Origin of the sequence: Polaribacter cellanae (assembly GCF_017569185.1) — a bacterium.
GTDB classification, from domain to species: Bacteria; Bacteroidota; Bacteroidia; order Flavobacteriales; family Flavobacteriaceae; genus Polaribacter; species Polaribacter cellanae.
Map to the genome: position 1 here is coordinate 1,933,012 of NZ_CP071869.1, position 20,181 is coordinate 1,953,192.

Here is a 20,181-nt window from a genome sequence, read left to right on the forward strand (position 1 = left end):
AAAAAAAACCTCAAAATTGAGGTATTTTATGTTTTATAAAAAAGTTAAAGAATAATAGGTTTTTAAAATTTTTAATTCTAAGTAGCTCGATTCAATTTGTAATCCTATTTCATTAATATTTATTTTTTACTCGACTTTTTAAATTCTATCAATTCTACAGGTGCTCCATTGTGTTTTATCATGGCTACTCTAACATCGTCTGAAGGTGAATTTGGCTTTGTTAATATTTCAAAATCTCTTTTTAACAATTCTGCATCGAGGTCTTCTACTTCAAAAGCAACATGTGGCACTTGTTGGATTAATGGATGGATAGGGCTGTCTTGCTCAAATCGCATCCACTCTATACCATAAGGACTTTTACTAAAACCTGATACGTAAAATTTTAAATGTGGAATGTATTTTTCATTTTCGAGTTTTTGATGGGTTGGTATTCCTATATGATGGTATTTCCACCCCCATTCTTCTATAATTTGTGGTGCATCTGCATCTTTACGTAAATACATTTTTAAAAGATATAATATGTTTATTTTTTACTATTTTTTTCTTTAAAACTTTCAACAATACCAAATGTTGCAATAGCTACCCAAAAAATATTTATAAGAAGCGAAGGAAAAGCTTGGTATACATAGCAATTGTACCCTACTAATATAGCTCCAATTAAATTTAAATAGTTGCACAGTTTTAAATATCTACTCTTAGTTTTAACGGTTACTGCATAAGCAACAATTATTAAAAATGAACCAATCCAGCCTAGAATATCTACAACCATTACCTAAGAATTCTTCTATATTTTACTTTTATAAAAACAACAATTTTCTTCAAAAAAACATTTATTATTTATAATACTTTGCTAATGTAAATATTTTTTTGAAGAAAAAATATGTTTTAAGGATAACGAATTTATGAATATTTTAAAAAGTAAAATAACTACTGCTATTGTTAGAATGTTTATTTTACTATAATAGAAATACAAAGCAGTAGATTATTTTATTTATAATTACTTTTTATTAAAATTTATACGTTTTTGCGGGGTAATTATCATCATCAAATATAATTTCTGCGTGCCCACTTGGTTTAAAATCGACTAGAGAAACTCTAGATGGATTGGAAGGGTATTTTCCGTTCTTAAATTCAAGCAATCTAAGACCTCCATTGGAATGAACCAAAATAGTACGCCAACCATTTACTTTATTTTTTTCTACAAAAAATGGTGCACGAGATACTGTAAATCTATTTATTAAATTGTTATTACTATCTAATAAGAAAAATGTACAGCCTCCAGAACCACAAAATTGATTATTTACAGGGCGTACAAAAGTTTCTTCTTTACCATCGTCATTCAAATCGATTTTGTAAAATTGAAATTTTCTGTTTGATTTTTCCATATCTTCCACTTCACCTGGGGTGTCGTACACTTTTTCTCTAAGAAAAGTTTCAACTTCCTCTGCTTTTTTGGCATCTATTGAAAATTCTGAATAAAAATCTATATCTTTAGTTTTTGCAATTTTAGTTGAGTCGTTTTTTTGATACAACCCAGCAGGTGTTCTATTAGAATCGCAAAATGTAAATACTTCACTAGCTACTTCTGGTCCTTTAGGGCCTGCTAAAATGCCATTTGCTTCTTTACGAATAAGTATGGTAGCTCCATTTATTTCTGGAGAATTTAACTCAATTCCATGCACACTTTCTTTTCCAGTTGCTTCTAGCGTGCATTTTTTTGTACCATTTTTAGTTTCGTAAAATTCTACTTTGTATATATTATCTTCTTTACTAATATTTAAATGGTTTACGTATGGAAATACATCGCTTTTAGCTACATAAGAACCTGTTTCTGGCAACTTTAAATTGGGTTCTTTTTTACAAGATGTAATACCCACTATGGTTAAAAGTAATATTGTAAAAACTCTATTTAATTTCATATAAAATACATTTTTAATTAATAGTTATAATTATTTTACAGAAAATAACTGTAAAAACTGGTATTATTTAATCAAAAATAATACCAGTTTTAAAATTAGTTGTGTTTTTTTGTTAAGGTTTTGTTAGTTTTTATTTGATTTTAAAAGTTTCTTTTAGAATTGTTATTCCATGATTTATCGCTCCAGAATGGTTTTTTCCTTCTACTTTAATAACTGTTGCTTTTTTAGCCTTTAAAAAATCTATTTCTGGTTGTGTAAAATTACCTACCTGCTCATCTCTAGTTCCATAAACATAGGTAATTTTTGACAAGTCCTCTATTTTTGATAATGTAGTTACAAAACGTTTGTGACCAAGACCTGCTGCTAAACGACTAGTATTTCTATCTTCAACAGATTCTTGATTATATAAAATAATGCTGTAGGCGCCTTTCTCGTCGTAAGTATAACCACCTATTTCTCCTCGTTGAAATCCTTTCCAAAGGTTTTCTTCAATATTTAAACGCCCTACCATTATAAAGTATTGATCTGCCACGTCTATACCATATTTTTCGATAAGACCTTGGGTCATGAAAGCTCCAAATGAAATTCCTAACACAACCACTCGTTTGTTAGTCTTTGTTTTATAATATGTAATTACTTTTTTAAGATCGTCTATACTTTGTTGATCGTAATCTTTTGCTTGTTGAAAAGTAATATCTTTATCTTTAAATAATTCAGGGTTTTTAGTTTGTACTTGGTGTACGTTTACCCATAATACATTTTTAGCATCAGCTTTATCTATAATTGCTGTTAATTCTTTCTCTAAAAGGGTAGTTACAGGACCTCCTTGTGTGTTAATTATAACTAAATCGCTATCTTTATTACCTTGTATACTTACTAGTTGTTGTATTTCCTTTGGTAATAAATTGCTACTCTCTAATGTGTCATCATCTTTTTGGTTGCAGCTAACAAATAGTATTGTAAAGCTACATAAAATACTTGCAAAAATTAATTGTACTTTTTTCATATTAAAAATTTATTTATTTATTTATTTATTTATTTATTTGTGTCGCAATTTGCCATTTGTTTATTTCCTCAATACTCATCCAATGAACTCCTTTAAATGGTGCAGCTTCTATTGTATAAAAATAAAATTCTTTCCCTAATGGAGCGCCTAGAACTTCATTAAAATAATTTATTTGAGCCTGATGCTCTGAGGAGTCTTTTGGCAAGTCTGCTGCTGTATAACTACCACCACTCCAAGAGTGAACTCCTATTTTTGCTCCTTTGGTAACCACACGTTTTCTTCCAGCACAAAACAAATCTACACCTCCTGAAGATATTTGACTGTTTGCTAAAACCTTAGTGGTAAAACCTGCATTTTTTATTAATCTACCTGTCTGCATATTTACGTCATCATTTATAGAGCCTGGTACTTTTTCTAATACGATTGTTTTTACCTCTGGATGGTTTTTAATTAGATCTTTAAACTGAGTGTAAGAAATTGAGCCTAAAATTCCATTTAAATAAACTTCATTACCTTTTACTTTTAAAGTAGTATTACCTACACCAGCATCAAGAAATTCTTCATAATCACTTTTACTACAACTTACAAATAACGCTGTAAGGCTTACTAAAGCTATTAAAAATATTAATTTTGTTATTTTCATATTAAAAATTTTATTTATTTATTTCGGTTGCTAAGTTCCACGTCTTTACCTCGTCAATACTCATCCAATGTATATCGTTAAATGATGCAGATTGTAGTGTATAAAAATAAAAATCTTCGCCATTTGGTGAGCCTAGAACTTCATTAAAGTATGCTATTTGATATTGGTGTGCTGGATGATCTTTTGGCAATTCTCCAGCAGAAAAAGAGCCACCACTCCAAGAATGAACTCCTATTTTTGCTCCTTTGGTAACCACACGTTTTCTTCCAGCACAAAACAAATCTACACCTCCTGAAGATATTTGACTGTTTGCTAAAACCTTAGTGGTAAAACCTGCATTTTTTATTAATTTACCTGTGTGCATATTTACAGCATCGTTTATAGAGCCTGGTACTTTTTCTAATACAATGGTTTTTACCTCTGGATGTTCTTTTATAAGATTTTTAAATTGCTTGTAAGAAATTGTTCCTAAAATTCCGTTTAAATAAACTTCATTACCTTTTACCTCTAAAGTTGTGTTACCTATACCTGTAAGCATCATACCTGCTTTTACTGTGTATGGCATAGTGCTACTGTCTTTTTTTGAACTTAAGCTACCTTTAAAATCTAAAAGCATCGTTTCTTCGTTATCACCTGTTTTTATAACTTCAGCTTTACCTTTTGCAATAATATAAGAAGATATTTTGGCTTCTTGATTGTCTTTAAGTACTGATAGGTCTGCGTCAAACAATACCGATTGTACAGAAAATTTCTTCTTCTCTTTCTCCATAGCTTTTAAAGGTGCTACTTGAACAAGTGTTTGCTTTTTACCATTTTTATTAGTAAAAACACTAATAAAAGTAAATTCATTTTCCTCTTCATCTATTTGTGGTAAAAACAAATCTAACTTGTAGTTATTGTTGTTTAATTCTAAACCAAAATCTTTTACTGAAGTTAATTGTTTATCTACTTCTGCATCAATTTCACTGGCTGTAATATTATTATTTGTCTCTTTAAAGTTTGCCCAACATTTATCTTTATACCAATAACCATCTTTTGTTTCGCACTCGGTTTTATTGGCCACAGAATAGGTTTTTAAAACCTCTTCTAATCCACTTGCAGATTTGCAGCTTATGATACTGATAGCCACTAGTAGTACAAAAAATAAATAATTCTTTTTTTTCATGATGTTATTTTTCTTGTTCATTATAAATGTAATCTATTGTGTTTGAATTGTAAATACTGTATTTTTCACCTAATAACTTAATTTCTTTATTATAAGTATCTATCATTACAGAAAGACTAATTTTTTCTTGTTGATATTTTGCTTCTAATTCTAGTGCCAGTTTAAGTTCTTCAAGTACATTTTCATAATCAAAAATATCAGCAAAATTGTGGGTTTTCTTTAAATTATAAAGGTTGTTATAGATAACTTTTTGCATGTACTCACTTATGTTTTTTGATACAATTTGATTCGTTAATATACTTTTTAACATTTCTGGGTAAGGCAATGGGTTTCTCTTAATTACTATTTTTATTTTGTTTGAATTGGCAATACTATCTTTAGCTAATTCTTCTACATATTTATGAATTACTCTAGAGTAATTGTAAGAAGAGCTAACAATAGTATTTGCAGTATTAATAAGCTTTATTGTATCTTTTTTTTCTTTATTTATATTAGATCTATTAGATAATGTAACTGCTAACAACACACCAAAAAGTGTTGCCATTAATGTAGATATATAAGAAAGCATATCTTGTCTGCTACCTTTTTTATAGGTAATAAAAAGAATTACAATACTTGAAATACAAATAATTAGTGCAATTTTAAATAAACCCATTACTATTCTTTTTTTTTATTTTATATAATAGATATAGTACGCAAATAGTTGTCGTAATTAATATGGGAATTAAAAATAACAAGTCAATTCTTATAATAGAATCTCCTATATTACTATTTACAATCCATTCGCAAAACTGCCATTCCCATATTGCATAGCTAAACCAAATAACTAAAAGAAATAATAGTAAGTTTTGTTTTTTATTAGACTGCTTTTTCATCTACTCTAAAATTTATATGTTGCAAAGATGAAACCAATACAAATAGAATTAGAAAAAAAATGGGTTTAAGTAGTTTGAATTTCAGAAATCAATACCAAACAGAAAGAAATTATAGTTGTTTTTTACAGTTTTCAGGAATTCGTACTTTTTAAAGCTATTAAAAGTAAAGAAAATTAAGGTTAAACCTTTCTTTTATATTGCAAAGGTGTGCAGGATAATTCTTTTTTAAATGCTGCATAAAAAGAACTTTTACTTTTAAAACCAGCTTCTATTCCAATTCCTTCAATACTTAAATTGTTTGAAATGTCGGAGTCTAATAAGTTTTTTACTTTTTCTATACGAAAACCATTAATGTAAGTATTAAAGTTTTTGTTATAAACAGCATTTATAGTGTTAGATAGTTTTCTTGAATGAACACCTAATCCTTCTGCCAAATCTACGATTGTTAAATCTGGCTTTTCAAAATCTTTTGTTTTTTTTAAATAACTCTCTAAAGAAATTGCCAATTGCTGTTGGTCTTCTTTAGTAGAAATTTTATTGTCTTTTTCTACCTGCTTTTTTTCAGTAACTTTATCTGTAGAAATAGCAAATACAGAACTAACATTTGTTTGCAAAATACCTCTCAAAGAAATCCAATACAATAAAACAACATTTAAAATTGAAAATAATAATGTTTGGTATTTAAACTCAAAAAAACTGTCTGTTAAAAAGAAAATTAGTGTAGCAAAAAGCCCAATAACAATATAGGTTTTTGCCCAACGTAATTCTTTAAATGCTGTATCTGTATATTGATTTTGCAACTCTGCTATGTGCCTATTTATCCACTTTACAGCTAAAACACCTATCCATAAACCATATATAATACTTATAAATTCTGTAACTTGATACCAAACAGAATTTAAAATATTTAGTTTAAGTTCTAATGGTAAAATAAAAATAATGCATTGTATTATTAAAGATAAAATACCAGGATATAAAACCCAATAACTAGTATATTGCTTAGAAAAAATAGATACTTTTTGAATGTATATGTAAAAAAGTGGAAATAAAAGCCAACTAGCGGAAACAGGCAAACCTATTAGTTGTGGGTACAATTCTATTGCATTAATATCATTTAAAATAGTAGGCAATAAATCTAATGAATATCCTACAATAAAAAGCCCCAAAAAAATTGTAGATTTTTCTGATTTACGATTGATAAAAATAAGCAGTAGCCCTAAAATTATTCCTTGTACAAGACCAAGGGTATCTACTAACGATGCTATATTATAATTGAGTTTCAATAGTATTTATAAACTTAAAAATATTGTTATTAGATAAGATATCGTTTAAAAACAAAAAAGCATTTTAAAAACATAAAATTTAAAAAAAATTATTTTTTAAACTTTAAAACTTCGCTTCTACCTTTTTTGAAGATTTTATTACTATTTCCTTTTCCTTTTCGAAGTTCTTTTTGTGTTTTAAAAGGCAAGTGAATTATTTCTTGGCAATCTGTAGAACAGGTGTTTTCCATTGTTTCCGAACACTCATCACATTGTATAAAAAGTAAATGACAAGCCTCATTTGCACAGTTTGTGTGTGTATCGCAAGGTTTTCCACATTGGTGGCAATTAGATATAACATCGTCTGTAATTTTCTCTGCTCTTCTGTGATCAAATACAAAATTTTTACCGATAAATTTATTCTCAATTCCTTCTGCATTTACTTGACGCGTGTATTCTATAATACCACCTTCGAGCTGAAAAACGTTCTTAAAACCTTTGTGTTTGTAATATGCCGATGCTTTTTCGCAACGAATTCCACCAGTACAATACATCAATAAATTTTTATCTTCTTTGTTCTCTTTTAAATCTTCTTCGATAATATCTAAAGAATCTCTAAACGTATCTACATCTGGAGTTACAGCACCATCGAAATGCCCTATTTCACTTTCGTAATGATTTCGCATATCTACACAAATGGTATTTGGGTTTTCTAACATTTTATTAAATTCTTTTGCATTTAAATGCACTCCTTTATTGGTAACATCAAAAGTATTATCATTTAAACCATCTGCTACAATTTTGTCTCTAACTTTTACTTTTAACTTTAAAAATGATTTATTATTTTGTTCTATCGCAATATTTAATCGAATATCTTTTAAAAAGGAAACACTATCTAGTTGATCTTTTAAAGCGTATAAATTTTCAGAAGGAACAGATAACTGTGCATTTATACCTTCGTAAGAAACATAAATTCGACCTAAAACATCTAAAGCATTCCATTCTAAAAATAATTTGTCTCTAAATAATTGTGGATTTTCTATCTTGTAATATTGATAAAAAGAGATTGTGAGGCGGTCTTTGCCAGCTTCATCAATTAATGCAGCGCGTTCTGTAGCGCTTAACTTGTTGTACAGTTGCATGCTATACTTTTTTTAGTTAATGATTGATTTTTGTTGGTGCAAATCTACGAATTTAGAGTTAGATTTTTGCTGATAATTACCATGCTTTTTGGAGTTGATTTTAATGAGTTATTACCCAGAGATTCACAGAGATTTTCTTGCAAAATCAAGGATATGTAATTTTTTTTTGCAAAGACAGGCTATGTTTTCTATGCAACTCCTATGTGTTAAAAACAAAAAACACAAATTTTACAAAGAAACGCAGAGATATCGGCTCTGTATAAGAACAGTAGGGTTAAAAACAAGCACAAACCATTCGATTGAATACAAACCGAATTTTTAAATTTCTATGTTTATTTTTACTCTTTAAATATAGCCAAATTTAAAAATTTGGCGATTTGACAAATGTGCCAAAACTTTTTGGTTTTGCTACAATTGTCCATAGTGCTTTTCGCAATGTTACTCAATAATCTTGTATTAAAACTTCAGTCGGAATATGCAATTTGGCGTTCAAGTTTCTAATCATTTTCAAAGTTCCCAAAAATCTCGTAATGTTCCTCTCGAAAATATCTTCACGTCAAATTATTTGTAGCAAGTATACAATAAAAGTTACCAAAATGATAACTTTAGACGGTTTTTTCAGCGTTATGGGCAACACAGGATATTCTCGAAAAGGCGCAAAAACGCAAAGTTTTTCGCAAAGATTTGCTATGCTTTCTATGAATCTATATAGAAAAAAAGAAACAGATTTAAAGGTTAATTGTTAAAAGTCAACAAACAAGATATCAGCCCAGATTGAACGATTTGTTTTAGCTCTTTTTTATACTGAAAGAAATTCAGCATAAAAAAAAAGCAAGTAATGAAAGCTAGAAATAGCTGCAAAAAAATAATTTTATATCAATTTGTTAAAAATTAAACATTACAAAAATAGTTGCTCTATTTTTAAACTTTAATTGATTTATAACGTTTTTACTGATTTATTTCGTTCTTTTTTTTAGCATCTTTGCAGAAATGAAAAATGCTTTTTTAAATTTTTCAAAAAAACAAATAAAATGTCTTTCCTGTCTTTCGTCTATCGTTTTAGATAAACGCTAGCAGGAACCTAAATTAAAAAGTATGAAAATAGCTGTAGTTGGCGCAACTGGAATGGTTGGCACAGTAATGTTAAAAGTTTTAGAAGAACGTAATTTACCAATAACACAATTAATTCCTGTAGCATCTGCAAAGTCTGCTGGAAAAAAGTTAGCATATAAAGGGAAAGATTATACAGTTGTAACTTTAGAAGATGCCGTAAAAATGAAACCAGATGTTGCTTTATTTTCTGCTGGTGGAGATACTTCCTTAGAATGGGCTCCAAAATTTGCGGAAGTTGGCACCACTGTTATCGATAATTCTTCGGCTTGGAGAATGGATCCAACAAAAAAATTAGTAGTTCCTGAAATTAATGGAGATGTTTTAACTTCGGATGATAAAATTATCGCAAATCCGAATTGTTCTACAATACAATTAGTAATGGCTTTAGCACCTTTGCACGATACATATAAAATGAAACGTGTGGTTATTTCTACCTATCAATCTGTTTCTGGAACTGGTGTAAAAGCAGTACAGCAATTAGATAACGAGGAAGCAGGAATTGATGGAGAAATGGCATATCCACACAAAATTGGACGAAATGCATTGCCACATTGCGATATTTTTTTAGAAAACGGATACACAAAAGAGGAAATGAAATTGGTAAAAGAACCAAAGAAAATTTTACGCGACGATTCTTTTTCTGTAACTGCAACTGCTGTTAGAATTCCTACTGCTGGTGGGCATTCCGAAGCTGTAAATATTCAGTTCGAAAATGATTTTCATTTGGCAGATGTTCGTAGAATATTAAGCGAAACCCCTGGAGTTATCGTGGAAGACGACTTAGCGAATAACGTGTATCCAATGCCAATTAACGCACATAATAAAGACGAAGTTTTTGTTGGGCGTATTCGAAGAGACGAATCTCAAGAAAATACCTTAAATTTGTGGATTGTTGCAGACAACCTAAGAAAAGGTGCTGCTACAAATACAGTTCAAATAGCTGAATATTTAGTAGAAAACAATTTAGTTTAATTTATAGAGATTTCTCGATTTCACTTCGTTTCACTCGAAACGACACTGTAATTTGTCATTTTCGACCTTGTGGAGAAATCTTAAGAATTAATTTTTTTAAAAACGAAAAATGGCAACATTTCATAAAGTAAACATACAAGAAATTAAACACGAAACCGCAAATGCGGTTTCTGTTTTATTTGAGATTCCCGAAAAATTAAAAGCAGCTTTTAATTTTACTGCTGGGCAATACATTACCCTTCAAAAAGAAATTAATGGCGAAGAAATTCGAAGAGCATACTCCATTTGTTCTACTCCAAAAAGTGGCGAAATTAGAGTTGCCATTAAAGCAGTTGAAAACGGAACATTTTCTGTTTTAGCTACTTCTGTTCTAAAAGCTGGCGATATAATTGAAATATCTGAACCAGAAGGAAGGTTTTTATTAAATTCTCAAACAAATAAAAATTACATTGCATTTGCAGCTGGTTCTGGAATTACACCAATTTTATCGATGGTAAAAACAGTTTTACAAACAGAACCAACTTCTAATTTTACGTTAGTTTATGGAAATAAAACTGTTGCAGACACTATTTTTTATGATGAATTAAACACTCTAAAAGAGTCGTTTTCTAATAGATTTAAATTGCATTATATTTTTAGTAGAGAAGAAGTTAAAAATCAATTAAGAGGAAGAATAGATGAAAGCGTAACGAATTATTTCGTTAAAAATATGTACAAAGAAACTTCTTTTGATGCTGCTTTTTTATGTGGACCAGAAGAAATGATTAATGAAGTTTCTAAAACTTTAAAAAACAACAATATCCCAGAAGAAAACATTCATTTCGAGCTATTTACAGTTTCTGTTGACGAGGAAGCTTTATCAGAAATAAAAGCAGGAACTACAGAAATTACGGTGCTGTTAGATGATGAAGAAACCACTTTTAATATGCTACAAACCGACGATATTTTGGCTGCAAGTTTACGTAACGATTTAGATGCGCCTTATTCTTGCCAAGGTGGCGTTTGTAGTTCTTGCATGTGTAAAGTTACTGAAGGAAAAGCGGTTATGGTTAAAAATTCTATTTTAACAGATGGCGAAATTGAAGAAGGCTTAATTTTGGCTTGCCAAGCACATCCAACAACTTCTAAAATTACTATCGATTTTGATGATGTGTAGAAATGTTTAACTGTGTAATTGTTTTGGTTAATTATTAAAACATAAAGGAATAACTTCAAGTTTTAGGAATATGAAAAAAACAATACTTCTCTTAGCAATAATTCTAACAAGCTGTTCAAGACCATTATACATAAAAGATAAACACTTTGATTGTACTAAAGTGAGATACGAAATGGATTCTGATTTAAAAGAATTAGTTTACAAATCACTTCAAAGAGCAGTTGTAGTGGAAAAAGATATTCAAGAATATCAGTCTATTTGGAAAAAAAATAGAATATATGTACTGAATCAATTTCAACTAAATGAAACTTTAGGACTCCCCAAATCTAATTCAGTAAAAAAGGATTATAAATATTTAAAATTGAATGAGATTCCAAATAAAATTGGAAATGTAGCTTTCTGTCTTAAATCTAAATCTGAATTACAAACAATTGCGAACAAAACTTGGGAGGATTTTCTATTTCTTTCTTTTAGTATGATAAAAATTGAAAAAGACACTGCAACTGTTAAAGTTAATAATACATGGAAAGTTAGCAAACATTCACAGAAAATATATTTAAGTGGAGGTGGCTACACTTGTATGTATAAAAAAATAAAAGGTGAATGGAAGTTCGACAAAATAATTAGTAGATGGATTTCATAAAAAAATTAATAAATGTTTCTACAATAAAGTACTACTATTTAATTTTTAAAATTCACTTTCAATTCTAAACTCCAAATCAAAAACGAAATAGATTTTAATCGTGTATAAAATTCCGTATTTTTGTAAGCTATGGATCTTTACGATTTTAAAAATGCTTTTTTTATAGGTTTCTTTATGGCTTTTATGATTGGGCCTGTTTTTTTTATGCTCATTCAAACCAGTATATTAAAAGGTGCAAGAGCTGCAATTGCTTTCGATTTAGGTGTTATTTTAGGCGATATTTCTTTTATTTTAATCGCCTATTATGGAAGTAGATCTTTGTTAGAAGAAATTAAAGACGACCCTCGCTTATTTTTTATCGGTGGCTTGGTTTTAATTATCTATGGACTAATTACATATTTAGACAAATCCAACAAAAAAGAAGCGCTGGAAACTTCTAAAATGGTAGAAGTTCCCATAAAAAATAACTATCTAAAATTATTTATAAAAGGCTATTTCTTAAACTTTATAAATATTGGTGTTTTGGCTTTCTGGCTAGGAACTGTTTTGGTTATTGGACCTACTTTAAACATGAATCAGAATGCAATTTTCTCTTATTTTGGCGTTATTTTATTGGGTTATTTTGTAACCGATATTGGTAAAATTCTTTTAGCAAAACAGCTAAAAAGTAAAATGACTCCTTTAGTTGTTTATAAAGTAAAAAAAATTATGGGTATTCTCTTAATTGTTTTTGGTTTTTTACTAATGCTAAAAGGCTTTATCCCAAATGAAAGAATTGATGAGTTTTTGCATTAGAAAATTGTTAAACTGAATGAAACCAAAATTGCCACACTTTAGAACTAAAAAAATTATTTTTTAAAATCGAACAATCAAATTATTTTTCATCTAAATAATTTATATAATAAAAAAGACCTCACAGATTTTAATATTTGTAAGGTCTTAAACTTTATTTCAGAAAAACTTCTTTCTCTATTTGTAAATGTTATTATCTAAATTAACATCTGCCATTAATTTACTTTTATCAATTTCCACAGATTTTACTGTTTTAGAAGTTGTTAAAGAATAGGTTGGCATTGCCCAGCCCCAAGCTTCTAAAATGGTTGCTGATGTTGGTTTGTGCCCTCTCATCATACGTAAAGGAATGTTAAAACTTTCTGTAGAACCATCTGTATAAGTAACTTCTAAATCTATTGGCATTGGCATTTTTCCAATTCTTTCTAAAGTTATTGTTTTGCCTTCTACAGATTTAATTCCATAATCGATGGTGTGTATTGTTTCTGTCCATTCGTTTAAATACCAACCTAAATGAATCCCAGAAACTTTTTCCATAGAACGTTTTACGTCATTTGGTGTTGGGTGCTTAAAGCTAAAATCGTTAAAGTATTTTTTTAGCCCTTTTGCAACATTTTCTTCGCCAATTACATATTCTAATTGAGATAAAAAGATGCTTCCTTTTACGTAACTAGCAACACTATAAGCTGTATTAAGGTTGTATCTATCTGCATGCGTTGTTAATGGTTCTTCAATATTATTATTTACTACATAATTATAACCTCTATATGGTCCTGCATTCGGGTTTCCTTTACCTTTCTTTAAAATTTCGTGAGAGGCTTTTGCAGAAATGTAGCTGGTAAAACCTTCGTCCATCCAAGGGTGTTCACTTTCGTTAGAAGCTAATAAAAACTGAAACCAAGTATGTGCCATTTCGTGTGCTGTAACTCCAAATAGACTTCCAAAACCTCTTTCCCCAGTAATTAAAGTAGACATTGCATATTCCATTCCACCATCTCCACCTTGTATTACAGAGTATTGTTTGTAAGGGTATTTACCAACATGTTTGCTAAAATACCTCATCAATTCGGCTGTTGGTTCTTGTAAGTCTTTCCAATTTTTTAAATATTCCGCATCTAAAGTTTTCTTGTAAAAGAAATGTAAATCGATACCTACTGGCATTTTTAAAATATCGTGATTATAATCTGGATCTGCAGCCCACATAAAATCGTGTACGTTTGGTGCTTTAAAGTGCCAAGTTAATTTATTTGTGTTTGGTACATTTAAAGGTTTGGATTTGTCTTCATAACCATGCCCAATTTCTTGTGGGTTTTGTAAATAACCTGTTCCACCAACAACATAATTTCTATCAATTGTTAATTTTACATCAAAATTCCCCCAAACTCCATGAAATTCTCTGGCAATATAAGGTGGTGTATGCCAACCTTCGAAATCGTATTCTGCCATTTTTGGATACCATTGAGACATAGAAAGTGCAACACCTTCTTTATTGTCTCTTCCAGAACGTCTAATTTGTATAGGAACTTGTGCATCGAAATCCATATCGAAAGTTACACTTTCTCCAGATTTTATAGGTTTATTTAAAGTTACTTCTAAAATTGTACCTACAGTTTTATAAGTAACTGCAGCTCCATTTTGTTTTAAAGAGTTTACTTTTATGTAACCAATTTCATTAGGTTTTAATTTGCTAATTCTGTCTCCTACTCTTCCATCGGGATCTTTAATATTTAGAGATCTTACATCCATTTGAGAACCTGGTTGAAAGGCATTAAAATACAAATGATAGTACACTTTATCTAATTCGTCTGGAGAATTGTTTGTGTACACAGCTTTTTGTATTCCTTTATATTGATGGTTGTTTACGTCCATATCAACATCCATCTTATAATCTATATGTTGTTGCCAGTATGTGGTGAACTTAGCACTGTTTTTATGCTTGTTATTGTGCACTTCTTTAGAATTCGCACAAGAAGCCAACAATACTAAAAAGCTCCCTAAAAAGAGTATTTTTTTCATGTATAATTATTTAGTTTGGTATAAAAATAAAAAACAGCGATGTAATTATCGCTGTTTTCTATTTATTTTTTTCCGTTTACAATGCTATCTGCCATTTTTAAAGCATTGTAAGCATTTACGATTCTACCAGAAACCGATAGTTCTGAAAATGGTACTTTTTCGCCATTTGGTTTTTCTTTTGATTGAGAACCTGGTTTTACGACATCGAAATTAATTTTAATTCCAGAATTCATTAAAATATGTTTTACTTGGCTTGCAGATAATTGTGGATAATAGGAACGAACCAAGGCTGCAACTCCTGCTGCAGATGGTGCTGCCATAGAAGTTCCGCTATTAAATGCATATTTATCTGCTGGCATAGTAGCATAAATATCTACTCCTGGTGCAAAAATATCTACATTCTTTTTCCCGTAATTAGAAAAAACTGCTGGTAGGTTTTCATTATAATTTAAACTTATCGCTCCAACTGTTAGAACATTGTCGGAAATTTCGTTAATTAAATCTTCAGAATCGTTTGGGTATGTTCTTACTTGATCGATATTACTTCCATCATTTCCAGCGGCATTTACAATTAAAACATCTTTTTCTGCTGCATATTTAATAGCATCATACACCCATTGTTTGTTTGGAGAATATGGTTTCCCAAAACTTGTATTTATTACTTTTGCACCATTATCTACTGCATATCTAATTCCTAAAGCAACATCTTTATCATGCTCATCTCCATCTGGAACCACACGTACTGTTAATATTTGTACATTTTTTGCAACTCCATTTACACCTTTTCCATTATTTATTGAAGCAGCAACAATTCCTGCAACATGTGTTCCATGACTTTCTAATTCTTTAGAACCAATTACGTTGTTATTTCCATAATCTGTATCTGTAATATCGGTTAAATCGTCTCCCATAGACTGGCGAGCATTAAAGTCTAAATCGTAACTTTTAGATTTCTCTTTACCCGACTTATAATCCATAAATTGCTTTTTATAGTCTAAAAGGCCAGCTTCTGTCATCCCTCTTCCTAAAATATTTGCAACATCTGCAATTTGTGCTGCTAATTTAGGATCATCTGGTTTTGCACTTTTTAAATCTTCTGCACTAATGTTTTCTTTACCAACAAACTTTTTAACGTTGTTAAAATTCTGCTCTAGTTGGTTTAATCTTTGTTCTGTTTTCTCTAATCCTTCCAACTCTTGTTTATGAGCTTCAACAGATTTTGTGTACTTTTCTTTTAATTTTAAATATTGCTCGAATTCGGCTTTGTCTGCATCTGCAATTTCAGAGGCTTTTTTGTCTCCGAATTTATCCATTCCTTTCTTAACAATTCTAGTTAATTCTAACTGATCTGCATTTACAATTCTACCATCTTTGCTTCCTAAGAAATTCCAGCCATGTATATCGTCTACGAAACCATTTTTGTCATCATCTTTATTGTTTGCTGCAATTTCGTTCGGGTTTGTCCAAACAACATCTTTTAAATCTTCGTGTTCTACATCTACACCAGAATCTGCAATACCTACAATTACTGGAACGCCTTTTTTATTTTGTATAAATTGGTACGCTTTATCGATACTCATTCCTGGAATAGAGTCTGTTAACAAATCTAAATGACTCCAAGTTTGTCTTTCATTTTCTGATAAAGCTCCTTTTTTCGCAGGAATATTTACTACATTATTTGTTCCACTAGGAACAGGAATTGTAGTTACTGAAGTTTTACAACTTGCTAAAAAAATACCAGCTGCAACTGTAAAAATAATTGGTTTTAATACTCTCATCTCTCTTTTCTATTATTAAAATATATCTGTAAATTTGTGTGTGTTCTCTATGCGTACACCTTTTTCTGTATGTTGTACTGTACAAATTTCGTTGTGTGCATCGTGCTCTAAAAAAAGGTAGTAATTATTGTCTGCGGCTTCATTTAAAAAAACTTCTTTTTCTTTAATGGTTAGCAAAGGTCTTGTGTCATAACCCATTACATAAGGCAAAGGTATATGCCCAGTTGTAGGTAATAAATCTGCCATAAAAACAATGGTTTTGTTTTTATAAGTTAGTTTTGGTAACATTTGTTTTTCTGTATGACCATCCATAAATAAAACATCGAAACCTATTTGATCTCTTGAATTTCTATGAATAAAATTTAATTGTCCGTTTTCTTTTATAGGATTGATGTTTTCCTTTAAAAAAGATGCTTTTTCTCTTGGATTTGGTTCTGTTGCCCATTTCCAATGATTATCATTAGACCAAACTTTTGCATTTTTAAAAGCAGGAACTAACAAGCCATCTTTATTTCTTTCAATTACACCTCCACAATGATCGAAATGTAAATGTGTTAAAAAAACGTCTGTAATATCGTCTTTATGAAAACCGAGGTTTTTTAGTGAAGTATCCAAAGAAAAGTCACCAAATAAATAGTAATACCCAAAAAATTTATCTGATTGTTTAGAACCTAAACCTGTATCAATTAAAATTAATCGATTTTTATCTTCAATAAGCATGCAACGCATACTCATGTCTATTAAATTATTGGAGTCTGCAGGATTTGTTCTTTGCCAAATTGTTTTTGGAACAACACCAAACATGGCACCACCATCTAACTTAAAATTCCCTGTTTCTATTGGATAAATCTTCATACTGTAAAACTAAAAATCATCATTAAAAATTATTTATAAAAATAAAAATTTAATGATTCATAAAATTTTAAAACACAAACCTTTAACGTTTATGAAGTACAAAGATGAAGAAAATATAATGATTTTCTGTTAAGAAATATCTAATACTTTAAGATGTATAGCTATGTTTTTTTACTGTTTTATTGATTTTAATTTTACTTAAAAATTTCGATAATTTTAAAATCACAAAAACACTTACTGCTAGACCTACAATTACTAATATCAATTGAACATCTAAAAAGTTTTCTGTTGTAGAAACTGGATCTGATGGTAAAATTTGTAAAAGCATCGTTTGTAATTTTAAAGTTTGGTACATCAAAAATACAAGAGATTAAAAAATGAATACTTTCTTTTTCGATAAATGGTATTCTTATTTCGTTGAAATGCAAGTTGCTAACTTTAAACATTTTACTCTTTTACTGTTATTTTTTGCTGAATTTCATTCCCCAAATTATCGGTTACAGATATTTTGTAAATTCCTGCTTTATAGTTTATTGCCACATTATGAATCTCTTTTGTTGAAGTAATAAACTCGTTGTTTACATACCAAAACAACGTTGCTTCTTTATTAGAATGCGCTACTTTTAAAATGAGTTCGTTTTTTTTTCCATCGAAATTTTTGGGTAAAAAAATCGTGCTTTTTTCTGTTGGGTAGATAAACTTCATAGCATTTTTAGTTTTTCTTAAACAGTCGTTTCTAAAGGGTGGAAGTGGTTTATAAAACGGATTTTTTTCTTTATAATAATATTCCATTAAAGGAGGTAATACAAACCAAGATTTCTGTTTCATGTTACTTAAACTCTCGCAAGAAGTATTTACTTGATAATTTTCTGAATGATTTACATTAATTAAAACATGATATGGACAAGGAGCCGTTTTTAATCCTGAATTTTGTACAAATTCCATCTTTTTTTCTTCACAAATTTCTGTGGCTCTGTAACCACTTTTTGTACAAATTTCAATTGCTGTCATTTCATCAAAAGGTGTTGAAAACCATTCTGAATTGGGTAATTTATCGAAAATATCAAATAATATTGGAGCTGCAGTTTTCACACCCACCAAACCTGGTCTTCCTTCTCCATCTGCATTTCCTACCCAAACACCCACTACATAATCTTTTGTGGTGCCAATTGCCCAAGCATCTCTAAAGCCAAAACTTGTACCTGTTTTCCAAGCAATTTTTTTAGAAGAATCGAAAAACTCCCAGTTTTCTTCGGTATTTGGTCTGTTTACTTCTTTTAAACTTTCGAATGTTAGGTAAATGGAAGCAGCATCAAAAATTATTTTTTCTGGTGTTTTTTCTCCGAAATCAATTTTATCATCAGTAAAAAAAGTAGGTTCTGTAAATTCATTTTTAAAATATCTACTGGAGTTTTCTGTGTAATGATTTACTGTGGAAGCTAAGGAAGCATAACTTTTACATAAATCCCACAAGTTACTTTCTGCACCTCCTAAAGCCAAAGTTAAACCGTAATAATTGGCATTATTTCGAATGTCTTTCAATTGTAATTGCTGTAAATAATGATGAAATTTTTCCAAACCAAAACTTTGCAACATTCTAACAGTTGGCACATTTAAAGACCTTGATAGTGCCATTTTTGCAGAAATTGCGCCTGCGTATTTTTTATCGAAATTTTCTGGTTTGTAACTTCCAAAATTTGTGGGAATATCTGCCACCAAAGTATTTGGCAACAATTCTCCAGAGTCTAACATAGCAGCGTATAAAAAAGGTTTTAAAATGCTTCCTGTACTTCTTGGCTTATCAATAATATCGACATCTTTTTGATGGCTTTTATCTGTTGGCGCGTTTCCAACATAAGTCAATACCTTTCTCGATTTTACATCTAAAACCAACACAGAAATATTATAAATTCCGTTTTTACTTAACACATTGTAATGGTTTTTTACAATCTCATTTGCCTGATTTTGTAATTTTTTATCAATCGTAGTTTTTACAAATTCTCCTTTATTTGTTTTGTTTATTTTTTGCAATAAATGGGGTGCAATCTGCGGAATTGGATATGCTTTCTGAGGCAATTCTTCTAAAATAGATAATTCATACGTTAAAGAATCGATTATTTTTTTTACGAGTAATTTTTTTAATAATCGGTTTCTTTTTGTTAATAATTTATGCTGATTTTTCCCTGGATAAATTAAGTTTGGTGCATTTGGCAAAACCGCTAACGTTGCAGCTTCTGCCCAAGATAAATCCGTAGACTTTCTGTTAAAATAGCGCCAAGAAGCCGCATCTAAACCTACAATATTTCCACCAAAAGGAGCATTTGAACTCCAATAAGCAATAATTTCTTCTTTACTTGCCCTTATTTCTAAACGAGTTGCCAAAATAAGTTCTTTCAACTTTTCGAAATAGGTTCTCTCTCTATTATCTCTGCTCAACCTTATAACTTGTTGCGTAATTGTACTGCCACCTCTTTTTACACTTCCTGCTTGTAAATTCTGTTTTAAAGCTTTAAATATCGAAACAGGATTAAAGCCAGGATGTTTATAAAAATATTCATCTTCAAACTGAATTAAACAGGCTTTAAATTTTTGTGGAACGGAATCGTTTTTTGGAAATCGCCATTGACCATCTTCTGCAATTAATGCGCCTAATAATTGGTTGTTTTTACTCGTAATTACGGTTGATGTTGTTTTTGTAAACAACTCTTTTGGCAAACAAAAAGCATAAAAAACTAAAAGAACAACAAGAAATATTGTTTTCTTTTTATGTTTTAATATGTAGTTTTTTATTTTCAATTTTAATGTTTTATATTCTGGTTTTCAATGCCAGTTCGAGCGCAGTCG

General features: G+C 29.9%; 19 protein-coding genes. 5 read left to right on the top strand and 14 right to left on the bottom strand.

The window, feature by feature from the left end:
• Positions 1-119: 119 nt before the first annotated feature.
• The 9 genes from J3359_RS08620 to trhO all read right to left on the bottom strand — a co-directional run bounded on the left by J3359_RS08620 (position 120) and on the right by trhO (position 8,012).
• Complete coding sequence (locus J3359_RS08620) at positions 120-503, bottom strand: VOC family protein (RefSeq protein WP_208080279.1); 384 nt, start codon at positions 501-503, stop codon at positions 120-122.
• Between the two features lie 20 nt (positions 504-523).
• Positions 524-769, bottom strand: a complete 246-nt coding sequence (locus J3359_RS08625) for a CBU_0592 family membrane protein (protein WP_208080280.1) — start codon at positions 767-769, stop codon at positions 524-526.
• A 238-nt stretch (positions 770-1,007) separates the two neighbouring features.
• Complete coding sequence (locus J3359_RS08630; protein WP_208080281.1) at positions 1,008-1,919, bottom strand: COG3650 family protein; 912 nt, start codon at positions 1,917-1,919, stop codon at positions 1,008-1,010.
• 130 nt (positions 1,920-2,049) lie between these two features.
• Complete coding sequence (locus J3359_RS08635) at positions 2,050-2,925, bottom strand: alpha/beta fold hydrolase (protein WP_208080282.1); 876 nt, start codon at positions 2,923-2,925, stop codon at positions 2,050-2,052.
• Positions 2,926-2,950: 25 nt separating this feature from the next.
• On the bottom strand, positions 2,951-3,568 hold the full coding sequence (locus tag J3359_RS08640) for a hypothetical protein (protein ID WP_208080283.1): 618 nt from the start codon (positions 3,566-3,568) through the stop codon (positions 2,951-2,953).
• A 10-nt stretch (positions 3,569-3,578) separates the two neighbouring features.
• Positions 3,579-4,733 (bottom strand): hypothetical protein, encoded by a 1,155-nt coding sequence (locus tag J3359_RS08645; RefSeq protein WP_208080284.1) that lies wholly within the window; start codon positions 4,731-4,733, stop codon positions 3,579-3,581.
• 4 nt (positions 4,734-4,737) lie between these two features.
• Positions 4,738-5,388 (bottom strand): hypothetical protein, encoded by a 651-nt coding sequence (locus J3359_RS08650; RefSeq protein ID WP_208080285.1) that lies wholly within the window; start codon positions 5,386-5,388, stop codon positions 4,738-4,740.
• Between the two features lie 399 nt (positions 5,389-5,787).
• Positions 5,788-6,891: a helix-turn-helix domain-containing protein gene (locus J3359_RS08655; protein ID WP_208080286.1), complete on the bottom strand. Its 1,104-nt coding sequence runs from the start codon at positions 6,889-6,891 to the stop codon at positions 5,788-5,790.
• A gap of 89 nt (positions 6,892-6,980) precedes the next feature.
• Complete coding sequence (trhO, locus tag J3359_RS08660) at positions 6,981-8,012, bottom strand: oxygen-dependent tRNA uridine(34) hydroxylase TrhO (protein ID WP_208080287.1); 1,032 nt, start codon at positions 8,010-8,012, stop codon at positions 6,981-6,983.
• A 596-nt stretch (positions 8,013-8,608) separates the two neighbouring features.
• Between trhO and J3359_RS08665 the strand changes: the two genes are divergently transcribed.
• The 5 genes from J3359_RS08665 (at position 8,609) to J3359_RS08685 (ending at position 12,691) form a co-directional block, all read left to right on the top strand.
• Complete coding sequence (locus tag J3359_RS08665) at positions 8,609-8,758, top strand: hypothetical protein (protein ID WP_208080288.1); 150 nt, start codon at positions 8,609-8,611, stop codon at positions 8,756-8,758.
• A gap of 349 nt (positions 8,759-9,107) precedes the next feature.
• Complete coding sequence (locus J3359_RS08670; RefSeq protein WP_208080289.1) at positions 9,108-10,097, top strand: aspartate-semialdehyde dehydrogenase; 990 nt, start codon at positions 9,108-9,110, stop codon at positions 10,095-10,097.
• A 109-nt stretch (positions 10,098-10,206) separates the two neighbouring features.
• Positions 10,207-11,253, top strand: coding sequence for a ferredoxin--NADP reductase (locus tag J3359_RS08675; protein ID WP_208080290.1), 1,047 nt, complete (start codon positions 10,207-10,209; stop codon positions 11,251-11,253).
• A gap of 70 nt (positions 11,254-11,323) precedes the next feature.
• Positions 11,324-11,896 carry a hypothetical protein gene (locus tag J3359_RS08680; RefSeq protein WP_208080291.1) on the top strand — a complete coding sequence of 191 codons (573 nt, stop codon included), beginning with the start codon at positions 11,324-11,326 and terminating at the stop codon, positions 11,894-11,896.
• A gap of 129 nt (positions 11,897-12,025) precedes the next feature.
• Positions 12,026-12,691, top strand: a complete 666-nt coding sequence (locus J3359_RS08685) for a LysE family translocator (RefSeq protein WP_208080292.1) — start codon at positions 12,026-12,028, stop codon at positions 12,689-12,691.
• 174 nt (positions 12,692-12,865) lie between these two features.
• On the opposite strand, the gene J3359_RS08690 is transcribed toward J3359_RS08685, so the two are convergent.
• The 5 genes from J3359_RS08690 to pbpC form a co-directional block, all read right to left on the bottom strand.
• Positions 12,866-14,704 (bottom strand): M1 family metallopeptidase, encoded by a 1,839-nt coding sequence (locus J3359_RS08690; protein WP_208080293.1) that lies wholly within the window; start codon positions 14,702-14,704, stop codon positions 12,866-12,868.
• Between the two features lie 62 nt (positions 14,705-14,766).
• Entirely contained in the window at positions 14,767-16,482 is a 1,716-nt protein-coding gene (locus tag J3359_RS08695; protein ID WP_208080294.1) for a S8 family serine peptidase, read from the bottom strand.
• A 15-nt stretch (positions 16,483-16,497) separates the two neighbouring features.
• Entirely contained in the window at positions 16,498-17,337 is an 840-nt protein-coding gene (locus J3359_RS08700) for an MBL fold metallo-hydrolase (RefSeq protein ID WP_208080295.1), read from the bottom strand.
• 148 nt (positions 17,338-17,485) lie between these two features.
• Positions 17,486-17,665 carry a hypothetical protein gene (locus J3359_RS08705; protein ID WP_208080296.1) on the bottom strand — a complete coding sequence of 60 codons (180 nt, stop codon included), beginning with the start codon at positions 17,663-17,665 and terminating at the stop codon, positions 17,486-17,488.
• Positions 17,666-17,784: 119 nt separating this feature from the next.
• Complete coding sequence (gene pbpC, locus J3359_RS08710; protein WP_208080297.1) at positions 17,785-20,133, bottom strand: penicillin-binding protein 1C; 2,349 nt, start codon at positions 20,131-20,133, stop codon at positions 17,785-17,787.
• Positions 20,134-20,181: the final 48 nt, after the last annotated feature.